Consider the following 23,016-nt stretch of genomic DNA (forward strand, 5'->3'; position numbering starts at 1 on the left):
AACAAAGAAAGAGGACTGAATGGCGAGTAATAATGTAGCTCAATTTGCCACCGAGCTGAAAATGTCAGCGGATTTACTGCTCACGCAATTGAATGCCGCAGGCGTTACAAAAGCGTCTGCGTCCGACATCTTGTCCAAAGAAGATAAGGACAAGTTGTTGGAACATTTACGTCGTTCACACGGCGTGGCTCCTGATGCCGAAAAGAAAAAAATCACTTTGACTCGCAAGGAAACGACCGAGATCAAACAAGCTGATGCAACTGGCAAAACACGCACCGTACAAGTGGAAGTGCGCAAAAAACGCACATTCGTAAAGCGCGATGAAAGTTCGCCTGAAGAAAATGCCAAACCTGCGATAACAATTGATCCGGCAGAAATGGCGCGTCGTGAAGCTGAAGCTCAGGCGGAGGCAGAATTAGCAGCGCGTCGTGAAGCTGAACTGTTAGAGAAGCAAGAGCAACTGGCTAAACTTGAAGCAGAAAAAGAAGCAGAAGCAAAAGCAGCACGCGAAGCGGAAGCTGCTGCGAAAGCAAAAGCCGAAGCAGAAAAAGCGAAGCAAGCGGAAGAAAAACGTGCGAAAGCAAGCAAGACACCAGCGGTTTCGCAAGTCGCTTCTGAAGCGCCTGCCGTTGATGAAGAAGCAAAACGCTTAGCTACTGAAGAAGCGAAGAAAAAAGCTACAGCGGCTGCTGCAGAAGCCAAAGAGGCGGTGAAGGAAGCTGCAGCACGTGCTGCAAATGCTGAAAACGCTCGTAAGAAGGTCGCTGACGAAGTCGCTCAGATCAAAGAAATGATGTTAGCAGCGCGTAAGCCAAAAGTGGTCGAGGCACCAGCGCCAGTTGTTGCTGCCCCATCAAAGGTTGCCGAAGGTACTTTACATAAACCAGCCGATAAAAAGCCTGGTGAGAAAAAGCCTGGCGACAAAAAAGATGTGAAGCCAGCAGTCGCAGCACCAACCGATAAAAAAGCCATTAAGTCTGCCAATGTGTCATCCACATGGCAAGAAGATGCTGCGAAAAAACGCGGCGGTGGTTTGAAAACACGTGGAGCTGCACCAGTTGGTCGTGATGGTTGGAAGAGCGGACCTAAAGGCCGCCGTAATAACCATCATGATGATAGAGAAACTAATTTCCAAGTGCCCGTTGAAGCAGTCGTTAAAGACGTGTACGTGCCAGAGACTTTAACGGTTGCTGAGTTGGCGCATAAGATGTCTGTCAAAGCGTCTGAAGTGATTAAGCATTTGATGAAACTCGGTCAGATGTGCACGATTAACCAGGTTCTTGACCAAGAAACAGCAATGATTCTGGTGGAAGAAATGGGGCATAAAGCCTTTGCAGCGAAGATCGATGATCCTGAAGCGATGTTGACGGATGTCGCAGAGCACGCAGAATATGAGTCCTCACCACGTGCGCCTGTCGTTACGGTGATGGGTCACGTTGATCACGGTAAAACTTCTTTGCTCGATTATATTCGTCGTGCTAAAGTGGCTTCCGGTGAAGCCGGTGGTATTACGCAGCACATCGGTGCCTACCATGTAGAAACACCACGTGGCATGATCACCTTCTTAGATACGCCAGGTCATGAAGCGTTTACCGCGATGCGTGCCCGTGGTGCGAAAGCAACTGATATCGTTATTCTGGTCGTAGCAGCCGACGACGGCGTGATGCCGCAAACCAAAGAAGCGATTGCGCATGCGAAAGCAGCAGGCGTGCCTTTGGTTGTAGCGATCAATAAGATCGATAAACCAGGTGGTAACGCGGATCGCGTGACACAAGAATTGATTGCTGAAAGCGTCGTGCCAGAAGCTTATGGTGGTGATTCACCGTTCGTTTCAGTGTCTGCAAAAACAGGCCAGGGTATTGATGACTTGTTAGAGCAAGTTTTGTTGCAAGCTGAAGTTTTAGAATTGCGTGCTCCAGTTGATGCGCCAGCTAAAGGTTTGGTGGTTGAATCTCGTTTGGATAAAGGTCGCGGTACTGTTGCAACGATCTTGGTTCAATCCGGTACTTTGAAACGCGGTGATGTGGTCTTGGCTGGTTCGTCTTATGGTCGTGTTCGTGCGATGTTGGATGAAAACGGTAAAAACATCAGCGAAGCAGGGCCTTCAATTCCAGTGGAAATTCAAGGTTTGACCGAAGTGCCAGCAGCTGGTGAAGAAGTGATGGTGATGGTTGATGAGCGCAAAGCCCGTGAAATCGCTTTGTTCCGTCAAGGTAAATACCGTGATGTTAAATTGGCGAAGCAGCAAGCAGCGAAGCTCGAAAACATGTTCGAAAACATGGGCGAAGGCGAACTCAAAAACTTGCCTATCATCGTCAAAACCGACGTGCAAGGTTCGCAAGAAGCTTTGGTTCAATCCTTGGTCAAATTGTCCAACAACGAAGTGCGCGTACAAGTGGTACATGCAGCCGTTGGTGGTATTTCGGAATCTGACGTCAACTTGGCAGTCGCTTCCAAAGCGGTCATCATCGGCTTTAACACTCGCGCTGATGCATCCGCCCGTAAGTTGGCTGAATCGAATGGCGTGGACATCCGTTACTACAACATCATTTACGATGCAGTAGACGAAATCAAGTCTGCCTTGTCCGGCATGTTGGCACCAGAGAAGCGCGAAACGATTATTGGTATGGTCGAAATTCGCCAGGTCTTCTCCGTCAGCAAAGTGGGTTCAATTGCAGGTTGCTTGGTCACAGAAGGTGTGGTTAAGCGTACGTCTTCTGTTCGTTTGTTGCGCAACAATGTGGTCACATGGACAGGCGAATTGGATTCTTTGAAACGTTACAAAGACGACGCCAAAGAAGTTCGTGCAGGTATGGAGTGCGGTCTCTCACTCAAAGCCTACAACGATATTCAGGTTGGAGATTTCTTAGAAATCTTCGAAATCCAGGAAATTGCCCGTACTCTGTAAGCTGTTAGCATTAGAAAGACAAAGAGCTTTGAACCGCGGAGGCGCAGAGGTCGCAGAAGTCATTTGATTCTCTGCGACCTCTGCGCCTCTGCGGTTTAGTCTTTTGTTTTTTGAATAAAGTATTGTTAGAAAAATTATGGCCAAAAATAGTAAATCCATCCCAGCTCGCGGTTTGCGCGTGGCTGATCAAATTCAACGTGATTTGTCTGAAATCATTTGGGCTGAACTCAAAGATCCGCGCGTCGGTATGATCACGCTGACTGAAGTGCAATTGACGCCTGATTACGCCCATGCGAAAGTGTATTTCACGACTTTGGCAGATGATCCTGCTGCCATCAAAAACACCTTCGAAGGCCTAAATAAAGCCGCAGGCTTTTTGCGCAATCAACTCGGCTTGAAATTGCGTATTCATACTCTGCCGCAATTACATTTCGTGCACGACACATCCACTATGCGTGGTATCGCGATGTCGAAATTAATCGACGAAGCAAATGCAACGCATGTGCCAGAAGATAAAGACGATTCTGAGGACTGATTTCGTTTATTAAGAAGCTTGAACCGCAGAGGCGCAGAGGTCGCAGAGAAAATTTAAGAAAAATCTCTGCGACCTCTGCGCCTCTGCAGCAAAGCTTTTAGTTTTTGCTCCTTAATTGAGACTTAACCATGAATCAAGCCATCAAGAAAAAGACACGCCTTCCCATCAACGGCGTGCTGCTATTAGATAAGCCTGTGGGTTGGTCGAGTAATGATGCATTAATCAAAGCTAAGCGCTTACTGAATGCCATTAAAGCGGGTCATACTGGTACTTTGGATCCATTTGCCACTGGTTTGTTGCCGCTATGTTTTGGTGAAGCGACTAAATTCTCCGCAGATTTGTTGGATGCAGATAAAACATATCAGACTGTGGTACATCTGGGTGTCAGCACCAACACGGGTGATACCGAAGGTGAGGTCATACAAACACGTGAAGTCAATATCACGGAAGCACAAATTCAAACTGTGTTAGCGCAATTCAGAGGCGATATCTTGCAAGTGCCACCTATGTATTCGGCACTCAAACGCGATGGGAAGCCACTCTACGAATATGCACGCGAAGGCATTACACTAGAACGTGAAGCACGTCCGGTGACAATACATTTACTCGAATTTGTCAGTTACGAAGCGCCATTTTTGACTCTGAATGTACGCTGTAGCAAAGGCACCTACATTCGAGTTTTAGGTGAAGACATAGGCAATGCTTTGGGCTGTGGTGCGCACCTCAATGCATTGCGCCGCACGCAAGTTGGTCATCTGATTTTAGAAAATACTGTCACGCTTGATCAATTGATAGCGATGAGCGAAGAGCAACGCCATGCTTTGCTAGCGCCAGTCGATGCTCTGTTATCCAGCTTCCCTGAAGTCACGCTTAACGATGAACTCGCGCGCCGTTTTCTGCAAGGTCAACGTATCTCTTTGGCCAAAGAAGAGGTCGCACATCCGGAGGAGTTGGGGAGAGTACGTGTCTATCGCATCGCCAACGATACATCTGAAAGACAGTTGCTAGGTTCTGCGCAATTGCAGGAATTTTCTGTTCTAGCACCAGAACGCTTGATTTCTACTGCTCAGCAATAAGCCGGTCAACGCTTTCTTTAAGCGGACTAATATTCAAAACGACGATTTTAAATTGATTGCTTATTCACGCTTGTACTGGTAACTTGCTCTGATACCTTGATTAAGTAAGGGGCTGCTGTGTACCAACAAATTATTCAATTCTGGTTCGAAGAAATCGATCCTAAAAAATGGTGGATCGTCGATCCTGAATTTGATCAGCTGATACAAACTCGTTTTCAGGGCTTGATGCTACAGGCCGCCGCAGGCGAGCTCTATACGTGGCGTTCTGACGACCACGGTCGCTTAGCCGAAATCATCATCCTCGATCAGTTTTCGCGCAATGTGTATCGCAACACGCCGCAAGCCTTTGCCCAAGATGCGATGGCCGTAGTCTTGGCACAAGAGGCGATTCGAGCCCAAGCCGATTATGGCTTAACGCCTGTCGAAAGAAACTTTCTCTACATGCCGTTTATGCATAGCGAATCGCGTGTCATCCACGCTTATGCTGAGAAACTATTTCATGAACACGCGCCGCAAGGTAACTACGAATTTGAGTTAAAGCACAAACGCATCATCGATCGTTTTGGTCGCTATCCACATCGCAATTCGATATTAGGGCGTGAATCGACAGCGGAAGAAATTGAGTTTCTGAAAGAAGCAGGTTCTCGTTTTTAGACTTTGTTTGGCTTGGTTACCGAGGAGATATTCATGATTCGTTTCAAACTTCGACAATGCGTTTTCGCGATTGGATTGATTGCACTTGGTAGTGCAGGAACTTTACTTGCACAAGCCTTGAGTGATTCCCCGCAACGCCAAGAGAAACAAAAAGTTGAACTGCAAGGCCCAAATGGCGTAACTACCGGTATGGAAGTGATTGCTTCGCTAGCGGAATACAAACCAGGTGACGGTATTGATTTACACCGACATCACGGCATTGAAGCACTGTATGTGGTGCAGGGTGCGCAAATCCAAATGCTAGGTAAAGAGCCGCAAACCTTGCCTACGGGTGCCAGTCTGATGAATCTACGCATGGTGCAGCACGGTGGCTTTAAGGTGGTGGGAGACACTTCTTTGAAGTTGTACACGGTGCATATCGTTGATAAGGGTAAAGCTCTTTACGACAAAACCATGAATGGCACTGCCAACATCGCCGCTAAGTAGTAAGTGAATAGTAAGTGAAAAGTAAGTGCTTGGTTTATCACGAGGCTTTGTGTAGGATGCGGATTTGCTTATTCTTATCCACACTTCATGCACCCGACTCAAGACGCAATTTTAAATAAATTTAATTCAAATCAACGTAATTTCGGTATCGACCTGCTGCGCGGGTTTTCTATTTTATTTGTCGTCATTCATCATCTCGCCATGAGTTTTCGCTTGCCCTTGCAACCGAGTTGGGCTGGAGAATATTTAAGTAAACGTATCATTAACGGCATTAGCTTTAATGGCTATGAATCGGTGTTTCTGTTTTTTGTACTGTCCGGTTTTCTGATTACCCAGCGTTGTTTGCAAAACTACGGAGAGCTCAGTGCCATCAACTGGCGGCAGTTTTACCGCCAACGTTTTAGCCGTATCTTTCCTTTACTTGCCTTGTTATTGATGGTGCTTAGCATCATGCATTTGCTCGGCATCGACGGCTATGTCGTGCAGGAGAAAGGGCAGACTTTGGGGCGTGCGCTCTTGTCTGCGCTAGGTTTGCATTTGAATTGGTATGAGGGACAGACAACTTGGTTGCCAGCCGCTTGGGATGTCTTGTGGTCTTTGTCTATCGAAGAGGTTTTTTATCTCGCGTTTCCGGTGCTTTGTATTGTTTTGCCTCGACGTTGGTTGGTAGCAGCGTTATTGATCTTGGCATTCTCTCTACCCTGGACACGCGAAGCGATAGTCGGTAATGAAATTTGGAAGGAGAAAGCTTACTTGCCCGCCATGTCGGCTATCGCGTTTGGCGCGTTGACTGCACTACTTGCACAGGTCTGGAAAATCAGTGAGCAGTTTGCACGTTCGATTGCGGTCTTGGGCGGTATTGGACTGATCGCGATCTATTTCTTCGGCAGCGAAGTGTGGAAAGTGATTCATGGCCACAGCATGCTGCTCTTGTGCCTGTCCGCCTGCCTCTTAGTGTTTGCCGCTCAGCGTCTTACGCCCCGTCCACGATGGGGCTGGCAATGGTTGGCGAAGATGGGGTATTTGAGTTATGAAATCTATCTCAGCCATATGTTCATCGTCTTATCGGTTTGCACTATGTATCGTGCCTACTTTGGTGAGAATATGCGCTGGACGTTTGCTGTGTACGTGCCTGTGGTGCTTGCCTGTTTGTTGTTAGGTGTTGTGCTGGAACGCTGGCTTAGTGCGCCAGCTATGCGATATTTGCGTTCGTGCATGAAGTAAATTGAGGAGAGAGTTAATGCGCACAAGTTGGTTGTTGATTTTGTTTGCTTTTCCTAGCCTTATCGGTAGCGTACTTTTAATGCGCTTGGCTGGAGCTGGGCAGTCATTGCAAGTGCAGCAGATGGCTGCGGCGTTCATAGGAATGATCTATGTGCTCTGGACAGATAGAACGAATCGCCATAAAGATGCCGAACGTCATTCGTCCATGCCGCAACAGATCCAAAATGGAGTGACAGTGCTTGTACTGATGTTGCTCGGATTGGCAGCGTGTTTCGCATTTTCTGAAGCATCAAATCCAAGTCGCTGGCTCAAACTTGGCGGACTACGTTTGTATTTTTCAGCAGCCGTTTTGCCTTTAGCTTTGTACTTGCTCGCCAGACTGCATTGGCGTTTGCAATTCTCGGTGCCGTTCAATATGGTACTGATGTTAAGCTTCTCCGTACTATTGGCAATGCAACCAGACGCCTCACAAGTTAGCGCCTTCAGCTTCGCAGCGCTTTTTATTGTCTGGCATCGCATGGGGAGCTTCGTGCTGAAAGTCGCGATGAGTATTATCTTGGGCTTGCTCTGCTATTGGAGTTGGCAACAACCAGATCCGCTTCAAGCCGTAGCTTATGTTGAAGGCGTGATTCAGTTAGCAAGCAGTATCGACATCTTCACGATGCTAGTCGCTGTGTTAAGCCTAGCTATCATTCCGATTGGCTTGCTTTACATCGGCATCAAGCGCAGTATGCCGGAATTGATGCCGATCGCGCTGTACTACATCGCGATCATGATTTGCGCTTATTTAGGTTTGACACCTATGCCTCTGTTGGGATTTGGGGCGGGGCCGGTGATGGGATATTTTGCGGTTTTGGTGATGCGGAGAAATTCTTAAAGCAAGAAACGACAAAGTTTAGAAATATTTTTCTTTGAAAATAGTTCAAGTTTGTAGAAGGGCGCGTGCAACCCGCGCCGCCAGAACTTTCAAAATGACACACCGATGTTTCACTGGGAAAGAATTTATTTGAACGATCCATCGTTGAGGGAAATTACAGCGCGGGTTGCACCCCATAGGCGCTAAGCAAATGCCAAAAACCATTAAGCACAGGTAAGCAGCATGCTGCGCACCAGAGGTTTGGAGAATGCACAGAGGAAATTTTTTTCTGAGCGAATTGGGAGAATTTTAGCTATCTCTTGCCTTTCTCGATACCTCTGTGTCTCTGTGTTGAGAGGTTTTAGTTTTTCTTTTCGATTTTGCTTAGCGCTGATGGGGCTGCACCTGCCCTACATGTTGAATTTGATTTTCGATTTGGGTGATTGTGTTCATGAATCGAATAGCAATCAAAACTGCTATTCGATTGCGCAAGGTTTCACCAAATCTTAAGCTTACCCCGCCGCTTTCACCACCATCCCAGCAGGCGTATCTTCAACTTCAAATCCAGCCGCCTTAATCGCATCACGTAAGCGATCAGACTCTGCCCACACCTTGTTTTGACGTGCGATCTTACGTTGTTCGACTAAGTCCAAAATGTCCGCAGGAATTTCGGTTTTCTTAGGCTCCCAAGCCTTCAAATTGAGGCCCAGCATCTGATCGAAATAATCGAGCGTGGCTTTTTTGTCGGCGTCACTCACGTTGGATTTCAACATTTCCCACATGACGGCAATCGCCTTCGGTAAGTTCAAATCTTGATCAACTTCGGCCTTGAAACGGTCTGCGTAGTCTTGGTTGATGCTGCCGCCAGCAGGCAAATTGAAGTAAGTTTCGCGTAGACGATTTAAGCCAGTTTGTGAAGCTTTCAAAGATTCCCAGCTGAAGTTGAGTTGGCTGCGATAGTGGGCCGACAAACACAACCAACGATAGGCGAGTGGGTCGATATTGTCGTCGATCAGTGTTTGCAAACGCAAAAAGTCACCGCTGGATTTGGACATCTTGCCCGCATCGATTTGCAAGAAGTAGCCATGCATCCAGAAGTTGGCTAAACGTGTGCCGTGGCACGCTTGGTTTTGCGCGATTTCATTGCTGTGGTGAATGGCGATATGGTCTTCGCCGCCGCAGTGAATATCAAACCAAGGTTCTAGGTATTTGGCCGACATCGCCGAGCATTCAATATGCCAGCCAGGGAAGCCGCGGCCCCATGGGCTGTCCCATTCCATTTGACGGGTGCTGCCTTCAGGACTGAATTTCCATAACGCGAAGTCGGTAGCATTTTTCTTTTCGCCGATCTCGACTCGTTTGCCTGCTTCTAAGCCTTCACGATTAAGGCGAGCGAGATAGCCGTAGTCGTCTTGTTTCGAGGTGTCGAAATAGACGCCATCCGAAGTGCGATAGGTATAGCCTTTTTCTTCGATGACGCTGATGAAATCGATTTGCTCAACAATGTGATCGGTCGCTTTGCACCAGATTTTTGGTTCTAAGATGTTTAAACGCTGAACATCTTCTTTGAATGCCACCGTATATTTCTCAGCGATTTCCCACGCAGTTTGACCAGTTCGACGTGAACCTTTTTCCATCTTGTCTTCGCCATCATCACCGTCGGATACCAAATGACCAACGTCGGTGATGTTAACGACGTGACGCACGTTGTAGCCATTGAGCTCCAAAGCGCGGCGCAAGACATCTTCAAATAGATAGGTGCGCAGATTGCCAATATGGGCGTAGTCATACACGGTTGGGCCGCAGCAATACAAACCTACCCAGTCTTGGTGTATCGGAGTGAAAGGGCGGAGGACGCGTTCCCAGTTGTCGTAGAGTTGCATGTTGATTAGGTAATGGTTGAAATAAGAAGTAATCAGACTTTGTACGAGATCGAGGCAGCTTTGTTAGTCGCAAGCTTAAATCAATCGGGTCTAAATTCGGTAGCGTAATGCTAAAGCGTTATTATCGCTGAATTCCTCTTTGAATTCTGCTCTCTGAGCTAGTGAAAGCTTTTCAAATTCATGGAAATTTCTGATTTTTAAAACAGAAACCTGACGCATGATGCAAATCAGGCACGGAATTGGGCGGATTTCTTATTTTGCCACCGCAAACGATTTGCTTTGTTTGCCCAAAGCGCTACACTGAATTTATGCCTTGCGGCAATTAATCCTGATAAAAAATGAACAATGTCGGAAAGAATTAAAGCTGGCCACAAACAGCTAGGGGAGACCTATGTTAGCGCAATATCCAGAAGTGACACCTGACGAGTTTCGCGCGCACTGCCAGTCACAAGATCAAATGCAAGCACGCAATGTGTTGCGGTTTTTTATGTGGGCAAATTGGCCTTTGTTATATATCGATTTTTCGCTATTGGGCTGGACGCAAAATTTCTGGATGATGCTGGCCTTGCGTGGGCTCATGTTAGTCGTAAGCTGGTACTTGCTGCGGCCCTTGAAGGCAGGTCAGGACAGACGAGCTGGCAGTAGTTTGCATCGCCCAATATTAGAGAAACAATTATATCGTTGGACTATTGCAGTGATGTTGGTGCAATTGTCTGGCAATGTCATCGCACCTGTCTATTATCTCGGCCATTTTTTTATCGATGCCTGGATTTGTTTGATGGTGTCAATTGCTATACCTTTGCGTGCGGCGCGACTAAGGCAAGTCGTGATTGCCTATTTTTTTGCTTGCGTCACCTTATCTTTGACTAAGACTTTTTCTTCTACGGCATTTCAATTGACGGTATTAACAGCTCTGTTACTCAGTGCTTACTCAGGACAAATATTAGCTGCGCAAAGGCAGGCATATCGCAAGAAAATTTTGAGCGCGGAGCTGGAATTGCAGCGCAAAGAAAACACCGATCCTTTAACTGGCATAGCCAATCGCCGCGAGTTCTTGCGCGTCACCGATAGTGAATTGCAAAGACATCTGCGCCTGGGAAAACCGCTGTCGCTATTGATGCTAGACCTTGATCATTTAAAGCAAATTAATAGTGAACATGGCGCTAATGCCGGAGATATGGTCTTGGTCGAAGTGAGCAAACGCATGCGTCGTGCTACCCGCAGTTATGATTGCTTAGCCCGTTATAGTGCTGAAGAGTTTAGTGTACTGTTACCCGAGGCGAATGAAGAAATCGCTAGTAAAATTGCGGCGCGCGCGCAAGCAACGATAGTCGCAATGCCGGTTGCTGCTTCTGGCAAGGAATTAAAAGTCAGCGCCAGTATAGGGGTCGCTACCATGTTGGAAGGTGACACGATAGAAAGTATGTTACGTCGAGCTGAAGATGCGCTACATAAGGCACAGCACGCCGCCAGACAGACTTTGACCGCACCCGTCACCGACCAAGAAGTATTCGCCTGAATTGATGGTAGTACTTACTTTCCACTCGCTTTACCCTTTTTAATTCTTTTTATCCTTCTTATCTTTGAATCTGCTGGTGTCATTTTTGTCACCAGCATTTTTACATTTGTTTTTGCTGCAACAGCGACCGAAGTATTCCTTGTTTATAAAATATTTTTGTTTGATACTTGAATTGTTTGTAGTAATTCAAGTAAAAAATTAAGCAAGACTTTTATTCTTTCTTTTGAAGTCTACTATTTTTGTTTTTCATTACCCTTAATGAGGGAATATGTCGACATTGAAAATAAATTTAAGGCAACTAAGTCTGTTATTTGTGCTTGCATCATGTGAGTGTTTTTTTACATCTGTGGCTCAAGCAAATGATTTGGCAATTCAGCGTGCTGCCGATGCAACAGCTGACGTGCGTGTTGAGAGTTTTGTCTGGACAGATGAGGTAGATCGTCAGACGCGCCAGTTTCAGAAAAAACTAACGCAAGCTATTCGCGGTAAAAAAGCATTTTTGTGGATGCAGTTACAAGGCTCGGCTGCCTTATTGGCTCGATTGCAAAATAGCAGTAAAGGCAGTATGCCGATACGACATGAATGGTACAAATACCAAAGCGATGCGATCGCTGCCGAAAGTCCGGATACGCTGGATTTGGCAGTTGATCTATCGGTTGGTAAAAAAGAGTCGCTGCAAAAATTAGCGTTTGAAGTCGATGCGACAGGGGCGTTTCGCTGGCGGGTTTGGAGTGGAAAGCAGCAATTGACGCCAGGTTGGTGGCGCGTGGATTTGGTGTATGCCTCGGGTGTTCCCGTTATTTGTCCAACGCCAGAAAATAAATTGAAAGCCTGTAAATTTGTGATTGAGGTAAAAAGATGAATGATGAAAACCAAGCAGTCGCGCCTGCACTCGCGACACCCTCAGTTGATGATACTCAGTCAAAAAATCAGCTAGAAAAAACGAATGTCGATAAACAAAATAATGCCAGTCTAGGTAGCTCAATTCGCGAATCACAAATCTTATTGGCTTATGCTTCACAAAATGCTACGCAGCTTGATGAATCTGTGATCAAAGTGATTGTTGCTAGCGGTAGTTTATATGCGTCAAATCAAATGAGTAATGAGGCTGAAACCGCATTTTGGCTGGCGTTTAACACTTTGGCAAAAGCCGTTGCACCGGTCTCGGTGAATAGTTTGCAATCGATACTTGATCCTGATGAATTCGAAACACGTGTTGTGTTCGGGTTAAGAGTGAAGAAAATTTCATTAGCGCGTAGTGCGGTGCGTTGGTACACCAGCTTGGCCATTGTGACTTTATGTACTTTGCTGACGATACAAATTTATTGGCTGTTTGGCAGCAAAATTACCAGCGATATACAAAAAATCTCAGAAAAATATACGGACTCTTCTGCCAAGTGGACGGCAGCAAAGTTGCAGGCACTGAACGCGACAAATGCAGTGAATGCCAATACCGGGGAGGGCGTTTTAAGTAGTGGAAACGCGGCACAAGATGCGATCAACCTCAGCCTCAAAGCGCAAGTCGAAAGCTATGGGTTTCAGAAGGATTCCAGTTATGAATCGCTGTATGTGTGGAGTCGTATTTGGGCCCTGTTTTTGCCTAGTCCGCAAATTGAGGTCGACAATCCCGCTGAGAAAAAAATCTACCTCAATTCCATTTTGTTACAGTCGTCTAATCTCTTGTTAGATGCATTGCAACGTTATCTTTTGCCTCTGCTTTACGGTTTATTGGGAACCTGTGTATATGTACTGCGCACCTTGGCGGCAGAGATCACTGCCCGCACTTATTCAGAAGCATCGAATGTGGGTTTTCGCATCCGTCTTTATCTAGGAACCTTGGGCGGCATGGTGTTCGCCTGGTTTGTGATTCCTGAAAATAGTGATGGCGGCATATTCAAGTCTCTGTCTCCGTTTGCCCTAGCTTTTTTGGCTGGTTATAGCGTGGAAATTCTGTTCGCTGCGATGGATAGATTTTTGGTTGCATTTACCAGTAAACCGTCATAGCTCTATAGAATTTATGAGATTATTTCAATTCATTTTGCAAAAAATCCCAGACGCTCGTGTCTGACATCGCAGCTACATTCAAACGCATTTTGGTCGAGGGCAATTGGTGTGGCGAAAACAGACTTCCGGGCGCCAGCAGAAAACCTTTTTCGAACGCTTTTTCGGTTAAGGCGATGGTGTCATTACCTGTGTCTACCCACAAAAACATACCCGCTGGGGTACGGTATTCCACTCTCATGCCTAATTTTTCGACGCGTGCCGTGACCTCATTGCGCGCCGTGTCGAGTTTGCCACGTATCCTATCAACGTGTTTGCGATAATGGCCTTCCGACAAAATCTTATGAACTACACGTTCGCTAATTTCATTCGTGGTCAGACTAGATAACATTTTGCGGTCGGCCAACCGGATCGCAGTTTCATGCGAAGTCGCGATAAATCCCACGCGCAAATTTGCCGCTAAGGTTTTGGAAAAGCCGCCTAGGTAGATCACCCGATTGAGCTGATCCAAAGCGGCTAGTCGGGTTGCAGCTTGTACCGATGAACCCGGGTGCATATCGCAATAAATATCATCTTCCACAATCATGAAATCATGTTGCTCGGCGGTTTTGAGAACTTGAAACGCTTTCGCTGCCGACAAGGAAGTCGAGGTCGGGTTGTGTAATACCGAATGAATGATATACAGCTTGGGCTTATGCAATGCGGCTAATTCAGCGAGTTTGTTAACATCAGGACCATCATGCAAGCGCGGGATGCCTATGACTTTGGTACCTAAAGTTGCGAAGGTTCCAAACATTAAAAACCAGGCTGGATCGTCGACAAAAATGGTATCGCCGGGTTGGGTAAATTCGCGTGCAACTAAATCGAGTGCCTGCGTGACACCGTTGGTAGTAACGATTTGTTCGGGAGCCGCCGCGATTTCTAATTCGGCCAATTTCAATTGCAACTGTTGGCGAAACGGCAGAAAGCCTTGTTGCGTACCGTAATGCAGCAGCAGGCTTTGGTTCAGACGACTCACGGCGCGCAGGCCATTGGCAACTAATTCGCCGTCTAACCATTCGTGCGGCAATAAGCCTGAACCGGGCATTTTCTGCTGCGGCAATTGGCGCAGCATATTACGCACTAACCACACCACATCGGGCTGTTGTGAGCTTGGGATGTTGGAGGCATTGAGGTTATTTGGCGCGCTGTTGTTGATCAATGAAGCGCGTTCCCGTACAAAAAAACCAGAGCCACGCCGCGATTCCAGATAGCCATTTGCGACTAGGCGATCATAGGCTTCCACCACCGTAAAGCGGGATACCTTTTGTTCGTCGGCGAATTGCCGTATTGATGGCATACGTGAACCGGTACGCAATAATTTGTCATCAATGCGGCAGGCTACAGAGCGCACGATTTGCTCCACCAGTGAGCCACCTGAATCACGCGACACCATAGAGCCTATCGCTAAATTACTTACTTTAGAACTTGAACGCATTTTGAGTAATCTCCACGATTTCATGAAGCCTGTGAATTGGATCTTAGTTTTGGATCATTTATTCGTTAGGGCTTTGTGTAATGGTAAAAGTGCCATGACAGTGTGAAATCTATTACATGAATTGTATTGGTACTGTATTGGTTTTTGCGGTTAGGATAGCACAAGAAGTGGTCGCCTCTCAGTGGTTTTCTAGTGGTGTTGAGGATCAATGAAGGAGCATCCATTTTGTCGCTATTACTTGGTTTTATTTTATTCGCTGACAAAAAAAGCGCCAAAATCAAGAATATTTGACGGGTTTTTGATTGTTTTTAAATTCCACTGTGGTCTTGCCCTTGCTTGCACCTTACAATGTCGGCTGTTGCTGTTGAAGCATTTTTGAATTGCCGCTGTGTTTTGCGGAATCACTTTGTTGAGGAACGTTTATGTCAGTTTATGAAAAATTAAAAGCTTTGAATATTGAATTGCCAGCCGTTGCGGCACCTGCTGCTGCGTACGTGATGCATGCACAAACCGGCAATACTGTATTTCTGTCAGGTCACATTGCGAAGAAAGAGGGCAAGGTCTGGGTAGGGCAATTAGGTAAGAATATGGAAACAGCCGAAGGCAAAGAGGCAGCACGTTTGATTGCCATTGACTTACTGGCGACCTTGCAAGATGCTTGTGGCGGTGATTTGAATCGTGTTAAACGTATTGTGAAATTAATGAGTCTGGTCAATTCAACGTCCGACTTTACCGAGCAACATTTGGTGACCAATGGCGCTTCTGAATTGATCGGTGAGATTTTTGGTGAACAAGGTAAACACGCACGCTCTGCTTTTGGTGTGGCGCAAATTCCTTTGGGCGCCTGTGTAGAAATTGAAATGATTGCTGAGATCGCCTGAGGGTCAATTTTTAGAGTCTGAATTTTGTCTGAATGTGATGTTCCAGATGTTCAGCAAAACAATTTGTTTTGAAACTTTCTTTGAAGTGAATCAAGTATGAGCCTGCAAAATTTAAAACCAATAGAGTGGAAATTTTCTGAACGTGCGGAGCAGTTACAAAGCTCGGCAATTCGTGAAATTCTGAAAGTAACGATGCGTCCGGAAGTGATTTCGTTTGCAGGTGGTTTACCTTCGCCAGAAACTTTCCCCGTTGATCGTATGCGTGCGGCTTTTGATAAGGTCTTAGCCGAAAATGGTAAAACCGCACTGCAATACGGAACCACTGATGGTTATGCGCCTTTACGTGAATTTATCGCTAAATCCTTATCGACTGCTGATTGCACGATCACCGCGGATCAAATCATGATGGTGTCGGGTTCTCAGCAAGGCTTGGACTTGTTAGCCAAAGTCTTGGTGGATGAAGGTAGTAAAATTTTGGTAGAGACGCCGAGTTATCTCGGTGCTTTGCAGGCTTTTTCCGTGTATCGCCCTGAATTTGTTTCCGTCGATATGGATGAAAATGGCGTGGTGCCGGCGTCGGTGGCGGCTAAAGGTGAGGGTGCAAAGTTGTTTTACGCTTTGCCTAATTTCCAAAACCCTACCGGTCGTACTTTGTCGGTCGAGCGTCGTCAAGAATTGGTGGAAACTTGTGCGCGTATGGGTATTCCATTGATTGAAGACAATCCTTATGGCGATCTGTGCTACAGCGGCGAGCCTTTGCCTAAGCTCTTGAACATGAATCCAAATGGCGTGATTTATCTGGGATCGTTCTCCAAAATTCTGACGCCTGGCATACGTCTTGGATATATGGTGGCACCTGTGCCTTTGATTCGTAAATTAGAACAGGCAAAACAAGCGACTGATTTACATACTTCAACTTTGACCCAGATGGCGGTTTACGAAGTCATTAAAGATGGTTTTTTAGACGAACATATTCCTAGCATCCGTCGCTTTTACTCAGCACAATGTGATGTGATGTTGGCAGCGATGGGCAAGCACTTCCCTGAAGGCGTGAGTTGGACTCGTCCTATTGGCGGTATGTTTATCTGGGTGACCTTGCCTAAACATATTCATAGCAAAGAATTGTTGGACGCGGCGATTGCAAATAATGTTGCCTTCGTGCCTGGTGGACCATTTTATGCCAATGAGGCTGAAACCAATACTTTCCGCCTGAGTTTCGTGACCGTGTCGCCTGAGAAAATTAACGAAGGCGTAGAGAAGATCGGTAATTTGATTAAAGCGCGTATGTAAGTATGCTAGTAGCGAAGTCGCTATGCCGTCCCTAATATGGCTTGCTTGAAGTCGCGATGCTGATTGCAATAAGGGAATTGAGAAAGGCTTGTCAGAAGAATGACAAGCCTTTTTTATTATGCTGATTTCGTCACGCTTATTCGGTGCAGAAACAAGACCAAGTTAGCATAATTTGTTAAAGTCTTTTGGTTTATCGTTTTTTAATTTGAATCGACACAAAGGAAATCTATTATGCGTTCAATTGGTGGCTCAAATGCGGCAGCAGAATTGGCCGGCATTGTCAAAGACTTGTCACATGTTCGTCCAATTAGCAATCAAGAGCGTCAACAAAGACGCGACAAAGCCTGCAATTTGATGCAACAGCAAGGTATCGCGGCTTTAATCTTAAGTGCGAGTACTAGCTTGTATTATTTCACGGGCTTATCTTGGTACCAAAGTGAACGTCTGGTGGGTGCGGTGATGACAAACTCCGGTAAATTGATTTTTGTGAGTCCTGCATTTGAAGATTCTAAATTACGCGAGACGCTCGGTGATCAAGTGGATATTCGTTTATGGGAAGAAGATGAAAGTCCATACGCATTAGTTGCGCAAATTCTTAAGGATGAGAATTTGCAGGGTAAAGTCGCTTTGGATGAAGCGGCTCCGTTTTTTATTGCAGATGGATTGCGACAAGCTTTGTCCTCTTATTCCATCGTGAATGGGATGTTGATTACTGCAGAGTGTCGTATGCATAAATCATCGAATGAAATCGCCTTGATGCAAGCGGCCAAAAATATTACTTTAGAAGTACAAAGGCGAACTGCGAAAATTTTACGTGAAGGAATTTCATCCGTTGAAGTTGCCGACTTTATTAATCAGGCGCATCGTGCTTTTGGCGGCAGTAGCTCTACCTTTTGCATAGTCAGTTTCGGTCTGCCGACATCGATCCCACATGGCCCAGATGGCGTGCAATACTTGAAAGAGGGTGATATGGTGTTGATTGATACGGGCTGCATGATAGAACGCTACCATTCCGACATTACGCGCAGTTATGTTTTTGGCGAGCCGACGGCGCGTCAACGCAGTATGTGGGATTTAGAAAAGGCGGCGCAAGCTGCCGCTTTCGAAGCGGCGCAAATCGGCGTCGCTTGTGAAGAGGTAGATGCTGCCGCGCGCCGTGTATTAGAAGCTGCAGGCTTGGGGCCTGGGTATAAGACACCAGGCTTGCCCCACCGCACTGGGCATGGGATAGGTCTCGATATTCATGAGTGGACCTATCTGGTTAAAGGGAATAAAACCCCATTGGCAGTGGGTATGTGTTTTAGTAATGAACCCATGATTTGTCTGGACGGTGAATTTGGCATTCGTCTTGAAGATCATTTTTATATGACGGAGCAGGGGCCAAAGTGGTTTACTGGACAAAGTCATGCGGTGGATGCTCCCTTCGGTGTTTGAGTTGACACTTGAGAATTGATAAAGTACCAAGCTTACAAAAAAGTCTGCACGCGCAGGCTTTTTTGCTTCTAGTCATTCTTAGCGGGTAAAATGCAGGCTCGCATCTATAGAGCTTTCCAACATGAGTAAATTGTCTTTTGACCGCATCTTGCAATCGCAAGGCTTCGGTACCCGTAAATATTGCCGCGAACTGATCGAAGATGGTGAAATTACCATCAATGGTGAGGTTCATGATAACTACAAAGAAATCATAGAAACTCAGGGTCTGGTGTTCACGATTTTCGACGAAGAGTGGACTTACCGTGAGCATATTTATTTGTGCTTAAATAAACCTGCCAATTTTGAATGCTCGCGCAAGCCATCCCATCATCCCGGCGTACTGACGCTCTTGCCTGAGCAATTGAGTTGGCGCGACGTACAACCAGTTGGACGTCTGGATCACGACACCACAGGAATGTTGTTGATGTCTGACGACGGACCATTTATTCATGCGCAATCGTCACCTAAGCGACATATTCCCAAATTGTATGTGGCGACGACGGCGGAGCCTGTGACTGAAGAACTTGTTGAGAAATTATTGTCCGGCGTGCAATTGCATGATGAACCCGAAGCTTTAGCTGCACAAAGTTGTGTTCAGCTTGGTGAATTTCAGTTGCAAATTGTGTTGGAACAGGGAAAATACCATCAAGTAAAACGCATGTTAGCGGCGGCTGGAAACCACTGTGCTGCATTAAAACGCACAGCTATAGGTCAACTCAATTTAGCTAGTTTAGGTTTGGAAGAAGGCGAATGGTGCTATTTAGAGCCAGAACATCTGGCTTTATTGGTTCCGGATGTCGAGCGCTAAAAGCCTGTTTGTAGTTAGATCAATGATGGGAAGTGGCGTCATCGATTTGACTTTTATGCGTCGTAGGCTTGAGGTAGTTTCTTTTCTCTGCTGTTTCAGTCGATAAGGAATACGTATGTTAGTGATCGCGGTGATGAACCCCAAAGGTGGCGTTGGTAAAAGCACTTTTTCTACCAATCTGGCTGGCTATTTTGCTGCGCAAGGACATGCGGTGATGCTGGGCGATGCAGATGCGCAGCACTCTTCTAAGGCGTGGCTATCCTTGCGACCAGGGCATTTGCCAGCGATTGCTAGTTGGGAAATATCTGAGGGAAATATTGTTAAGCCGCCCAAGGGTACCAGCCATGTTGTGATTGATACGCCAGCGGGAATTAAGGGCAATAAGCTAGATGCCATCTTAAAGATTGCACATAAAGTTGTCGTCCCTTTGCAGGCTTCGATGTTCGACATTTTGGCGACCGAAGATTTTCTCAAAAAGTTGGCAAAACGGGATGAAAAATGTGAGGTAGGTGTATTGGGGATGCGCGTTAATGCCCGAACTAAAGCCGCCGATCAATTGGCACATTACGTCACGCAATTGGGCTTACCAGTGCTAGGTTATTTGCGTGATACCCAAAACTATATTCAATTAGCGGCGCATGGTGCGACTTTGTGGGATGTCGCGCCGTCCAAGGTGGAGAAGGATTTAGCGCAGTGGGATGAAATTTTGCATTGGGTGTCCAAGAAATAGACGCTCATGTCGGGCAGCAAAGAACGAATATAAATAAAAAATAAAACCGCCTCACCATGAAAAGGCAAGCTAGACCATCGCTGAAGTCAGGCATATTGCCGAGTGATTTTGGTGTCTTGGATTAGCATTGTTTGCGAAGAGACCACGTATGCATTTCACCATATTTAAAACACCGATAATTAATACCGTAATGCGTTGGATCTCGGCCCTAGTTTTGCGTTTGTTAGGTTGGCGCGTAGATGGTAGCGCCGCTGATGTGCAAAAGTGTGTCTTGATAGGCGCGCCACATACGAGTAACTGGGATTTTCCTATTGCCCTGATGATTTGTTTTGTATTGCGTTTGGACGTGTACTGGATGGGCAAGTCTAGTTTGTTTCCTCCTATTTTTGGAGCGATCATGCGTTGGCTAGGCGGCATACCTGTCGATAGATCGCAATCAGGTAATTTGGTACAGGGTACGATCGATGCATTTAATCAAAATGATCGATTATTGGTCATAGTTCCACCTGAAGGAACGCGTGGCAAAGTAACGCGTTGGAAAACCGGTTTTTATTATATTGCGATCGGTGCAGGTGTTCCCTTAGGTTTAGGCTATGTCGATTTTAAAGAAAAGATAGGCGGAGTCGGAAAAATATTCTATCCTTGTGGCAACATTGAAGAGGATATGGTTTTGATTAAACAGTTTTATGCGGGATTTAGTGGTAAGAATCCACAGCAGTTTGATTCCGACAATATTCAAGTGAAATAAGAGATTGCTTGTAGCCGATTTTAAGGAGGGATAGAACTTGGCGGCTAAAAAAAATGAAGCGAATTCGATAAAAACTAAACGGGCGCAAGATAAATTCACCATTTATGTCGCCTTGCTTGTGTTATTTCTATTTGCCGTTGTTGCGTTTTTTATTTATCAGGTTCGCAGTAGTGCACCGGTACAAACATCGCCCACCTACGTTGAGTTAAAACAGACTATCGTCAATGATTCGGGCATGGTGGCAAGACTGGCTGTAACAGTACAGGTCGGTGCTGGTGATGAGGATTGGCTGAAAGAAAATCAGCCGGCTTTAGATGCTTATTTTCATAAGGAACTTAGCACCACTGAAGTCGCGAGCTTTCGTTCTAAAGAAGGATTGATCGAATTGCAAGATGAGCTTAAACGTAAGTTCAATTTACTACTTAAGACCGACAAAATTCAGGCGGTGATGGTGACTGAATTGTTAATGCAAGATCAAAACAATATTTAGCTCTGCTTATTGTCTCAGCATTTTTGGTCGGGTCGTTTTCACAATTCAATTTGATCTAGTTTTTTGAAACGTATCGTCGCCTCTTCAATCAAAGTATCTAAGGACGCTTGGTCTAGATTCAGACCGTTCCACGATACAACTGAGACCGAGATAGCTTGTTCTTCTGATCCCGCACTGCGGCTTAGCATGTGGCTGACGCCGTCGGCTACGTGAATAATAGACGCTAAGAAACCTATGCCAGGCCGGTCTGGATTGTGGTGGCCAGCAATCGCAAGTTTCATGACTTCTGAAAAATTCCATTCTTGCGCCAGTGCCTCGCCAACAGCGGCATGATCGATGCCGAGTATTTTTCTTTCTGCTTCAAATTGCGTCGCTAAAGTTTCTTTGCGATAGGCGATAACTTGTTCGAATTCACGTGGATATAAACTGACTAAAGCCAATAAGCCAATGTCGTGCAACAGACCTGAAGTGAACGCCACGTCTTCATTAAAGTTCATGCGCCTAGCGATTAATTTAGAGACAAAAGCCACGGCATTTGAATGGCGCCAAAAAGCCTTGTGATTAAATCCCTGGCAATTGTTTTCTGGAAAGCAGCCTGACAATGCAGCTGATAGCACCATTTGACGTACCGTTTCCAATCCCAATAAGGAAATTGCTTGCTGTATGGTGGTGACTTTAATTAATGTGGAATAGAAGGGCGAGTTGGCGTAGCGTAGCGTTTTTGCCGTCAGTGCCAGATCTTGCGTCACTTTTTGAGCCAGTACGCTCATGTCCACATCTTCTTGATCGAGGCTATTGAGCATCTCCATCACGATGGCAGGCAGTGTAGGTAAGTCTTTTAAATTCTCAGTAACTTGTTGCAGACTCAAATGCGTCATAGAAGCTACTCCCCTTTCAAAGATAGAATCAGTATAAAAGCAGCTTGCCAGAAATTGAGACTTTAGGACATGATTTTTGATTAATTTTTAGAGAGTGTTGTAATCTTCCGATCTTCTGATAGAAGCCAGTGTATCAGAGCGCTTCATCGAGCTTAGAGACTAAGCGTTTTTCTGAAATACTGGCTTTCGCACGTTCCAGCATATCAATCGCTGCCGGGCCACGTAAAAGCGTTACCGCAACTGCCAATGCATCGATGTAGGTCAAGTGGGCAAGGCGCGAAGTCATCGGTGTATAAATATCCGGATCCTCTTCCACATCGACACTGATATGCACATCAGCGAGTTCTGCCAAAGGGCCACCGCTGGCACATAAGACTAAGACTTTTGCACCAGTATCTTTCGCCAATTGCACGCTGCGGATTAAATCACGCGTACGACCTGTGCGGGAAAAGGCGACCACTAAGCAATCGCTGTTTAATAAACTGGCAGATTGTGCCTGCAAGTGAGCATCGCAAAAGACCGTGGTTGGAATGCCGAAGCGGAAAAATTTGAGTTGCGCATCAATTGCCAAAGCGCCTGAATAACCGAGACCATAGCATTCAATACGGCGAGCGCGTGATAATAAGTTGACCGCGGCTTCGAAGGTGGCGCTATTGGCGGTGTTACGTGCTTCCATCAAGGTTGCGATGGTGCGATCGAAGACTTTTGGTAAAACATCTTTCACATGATCGGCCTGATTCACATCCAAATGCAAATAAGGAATTCCGGTTGCCAGGCTTTTAGCAAACGCTAGTTTGAAGGATTTGAAGCCATCAAAACCTAAGGACTGCGCAAAGCGTGCGACTGTCGGTTCACTCACATTACAAACTTGTGCCAGTACGCGTATCGACATCTCGAGCGCGTCATGCGGTTTCTGCAAAAGGAAATCAGCGACTTGTCGCTCGGCGCGGCTTAAAGCTGTACTGGCAACGCGTATGCGTGCCAGCAATCCTTTTTCAGGAGGATTATTGGTCGTGGTGTTTTTAGTGGAAAGTACGTTGACCATGTTGTGATTGCCTTTTGTCTTATACGTTTGTTTTGCTGAAGGCCGACCTTATGA

At 46.1% G+C, this 23,016-nt stretch carries 21 protein-coding genes; 17 read left to right on the forward strand and 4 right to left on the reverse strand.

The window, feature by feature from the left end:
- The first annotated feature begins 19 nt into the window (after window positions 1–19).
- The 7 genes from infB (at window position 20) to AC1RR2_RS05495 (ending at window position 7,760) form a co-directional block, all read left to right on the forward strand.
- Window positions 20–2,908 (forward strand): translation initiation factor IF-2, encoded by a 2,889-nt coding sequence (gene infB, locus AC1RR2_RS05465; protein ID WP_493221290.1) that lies wholly within the window; start codon window positions 20–22, stop codon window positions 2,906–2,908.
- Between the two features lie 136 nt (window positions 2,909–3,044).
- Window positions 3,045–3,443 (forward strand): 30S ribosome-binding factor RbfA, encoded by a 399-nt coding sequence (gene rbfA, locus AC1RR2_RS05470; RefSeq protein WP_493221291.1) that lies wholly within the window; start codon window positions 3,045–3,047, stop codon window positions 3,441–3,443.
- A gap of 128 nt (window positions 3,444–3,571) precedes the next feature.
- The gene (gene truB, locus AC1RR2_RS05475) at window positions 3,572–4,519 is read left to right on the forward strand and encodes a tRNA pseudouridine(55) synthase TruB (protein ID WP_493221292.1); all 948 of its coding nucleotides are present in this window, start codon (window positions 3,572–3,574) and stop codon (window positions 4,517–4,519) included.
- Between the two features lie 117 nt (window positions 4,520–4,636).
- Window positions 4,637–5,173 (forward strand): DUF924 family protein, encoded by a 537-nt coding sequence (locus AC1RR2_RS05480; protein ID WP_493221293.1) that lies wholly within the window; start codon window positions 4,637–4,639, stop codon window positions 5,171–5,173.
- 33 nt (window positions 5,174–5,206) lie between these two features.
- Entirely contained in the window at window positions 5,207–5,659 is a 453-nt protein-coding gene (locus tag AC1RR2_RS05485) for a cupin domain-containing protein (RefSeq protein WP_493221294.1), read from the forward strand.
- Between the two features lie 87 nt (window positions 5,660–5,746).
- Entirely contained in the window at window positions 5,747–6,883 is a 1,137-nt protein-coding gene (locus tag AC1RR2_RS05490; protein ID WP_493221295.1) for an acyltransferase family protein, read from the forward strand.
- A gap of 16 nt (window positions 6,884–6,899) precedes the next feature.
- Complete coding sequence (locus AC1RR2_RS05495) at window positions 6,900–7,760, forward strand: hypothetical protein (RefSeq protein ID WP_493221296.1); 861 nt, start codon at window positions 6,900–6,902, stop codon at window positions 7,758–7,760.
- Between the two features lie 491 nt (window positions 7,761–8,251).
- Here the strand turns inward: AC1RR2_RS05495 and cysS are convergent, their stop codons facing one another.
- Window positions 8,252–9,628 carry a cysteine--tRNA ligase gene (gene cysS / locus AC1RR2_RS05500; protein WP_493221499.1) on the reverse strand — a complete coding sequence of 459 codons (1,377 nt, stop codon included), beginning with the start codon at window positions 9,626–9,628 and terminating at the stop codon, window positions 8,252–8,254.
- A 385-nt stretch (window positions 9,629–10,013) separates the two neighbouring features.
- Between cysS and AC1RR2_RS05505 the strand changes: the two genes are divergently transcribed.
- The 3 genes from AC1RR2_RS05505 (at window position 10,014) to AC1RR2_RS05515 (ending at window position 13,145) form a co-directional block, all read left to right on the forward strand.
- Window positions 10,014–11,141 (forward strand): GGDEF domain-containing protein, encoded by a 1,128-nt coding sequence (locus AC1RR2_RS05505; protein ID WP_493221297.1) that lies wholly within the window; start codon window positions 10,014–10,016, stop codon window positions 11,139–11,141.
- A gap of 364 nt (window positions 11,142–11,505) precedes the next feature.
- Entirely contained in the window at window positions 11,506–12,003 is a 498-nt protein-coding gene (locus tag AC1RR2_RS05510) for a hypothetical protein (protein ID WP_493221298.1), read from the forward strand.
- Complete coding sequence (locus AC1RR2_RS05515) at window positions 12,000–13,145, forward strand: hypothetical protein (protein WP_493221299.1); 1,146 nt, start codon at window positions 12,000–12,002, stop codon at window positions 13,143–13,145. The genes AC1RR2_RS05510 and AC1RR2_RS05515 overlap by 4 nt, the downstream gene beginning before the upstream one ends.
- 19 nt (window positions 13,146–13,164) lie before the next feature.
- Here AC1RR2_RS05515 and AC1RR2_RS05520 read toward each other — a convergent pair whose 3' ends face one another.
- Window positions 13,165–14,619: an aminotransferase-like domain-containing protein gene (locus AC1RR2_RS05520; protein ID WP_493221300.1), complete on the reverse strand. Its 1,455-nt coding sequence runs from the start codon at window positions 14,617–14,619 to the stop codon at window positions 13,165–13,167.
- A 422-nt stretch (window positions 14,620–15,041) separates the two neighbouring features.
- Between AC1RR2_RS05520 and AC1RR2_RS05525 the strand changes: the two genes are divergently transcribed.
- The 7 genes from AC1RR2_RS05525 (at window position 15,042) to AC1RR2_RS05555 (ending at window position 21,039) form a co-directional block, all read left to right on the forward strand.
- Window positions 15,042–15,500 carry a RidA family protein gene (locus AC1RR2_RS05525; protein ID WP_493221301.1) on the forward strand — a complete coding sequence of 153 codons (459 nt, stop codon included), beginning with the start codon at window positions 15,042–15,044 and terminating at the stop codon, window positions 15,498–15,500.
- A 96-nt stretch (window positions 15,501–15,596) separates the two neighbouring features.
- Complete coding sequence (locus AC1RR2_RS05530) at window positions 15,597–16,790, forward strand: aminotransferase-like domain-containing protein (protein WP_493221302.1); 1,194 nt, start codon at window positions 15,597–15,599, stop codon at window positions 16,788–16,790.
- 231 nt (window positions 16,791–17,021) lie between these two features.
- Entirely contained in the window at window positions 17,022–18,224 is a 1,203-nt protein-coding gene (locus tag AC1RR2_RS05535) for a M24 family metallopeptidase (RefSeq protein ID WP_493221303.1), read from the forward strand.
- 121 nt (window positions 18,225–18,345) lie between these two features.
- Window positions 18,346–19,071, forward strand: coding sequence for a pseudouridine synthase (locus AC1RR2_RS05540; RefSeq protein WP_493221304.1), 726 nt, complete (start codon window positions 18,346–18,348; stop codon window positions 19,069–19,071).
- Window positions 19,072–19,186: 115 nt separating this feature from the next.
- Window positions 19,187–19,801, forward strand: a complete 615-nt coding sequence (locus tag AC1RR2_RS05545; protein ID WP_493221305.1) for a nucleotide-binding protein — start codon at window positions 19,187–19,189, stop codon at window positions 19,799–19,801.
- Window positions 19,802–19,949: 148 nt separating this feature from the next.
- Window positions 19,950–20,549: a lysophospholipid acyltransferase family protein gene (locus tag AC1RR2_RS05550; RefSeq protein ID WP_493221306.1), complete on the forward strand. Its 600-nt coding sequence runs from the start codon at window positions 19,950–19,952 to the stop codon at window positions 20,547–20,549.
- A gap of 37 nt (window positions 20,550–20,586) precedes the next feature.
- Entirely contained in the window at window positions 20,587–21,039 is a 453-nt protein-coding gene (locus AC1RR2_RS05555; protein WP_493221307.1) for a flagellar basal body-associated FliL family protein, read from the forward strand.
- Between the two features lie 38 nt (window positions 21,040–21,077).
- Here AC1RR2_RS05555 and AC1RR2_RS05560 read toward each other — a convergent pair whose 3' ends face one another.
- Window positions 21,078–21,917: an HDOD domain-containing protein gene (locus tag AC1RR2_RS05560; protein WP_493221308.1), complete on the reverse strand. Its 840-nt coding sequence runs from the start codon at window positions 21,915–21,917 to the stop codon at window positions 21,078–21,080.
- A 133-nt stretch (window positions 21,918–22,050) separates the two neighbouring features.
- On the reverse strand, window positions 22,051–22,962 hold the full coding sequence (locus tag AC1RR2_RS05565; protein ID WP_493221309.1) for an SIS domain-containing protein: 912 nt from the start codon (window positions 22,960–22,962) through the stop codon (window positions 22,051–22,053).
- Window positions 22,963–23,016: the final 54 nt, after the last annotated feature.

The sequence above is a fragment of the Undibacterium sp. GW821-FHT11H02 genome (genome assembly GCF_058808015.1).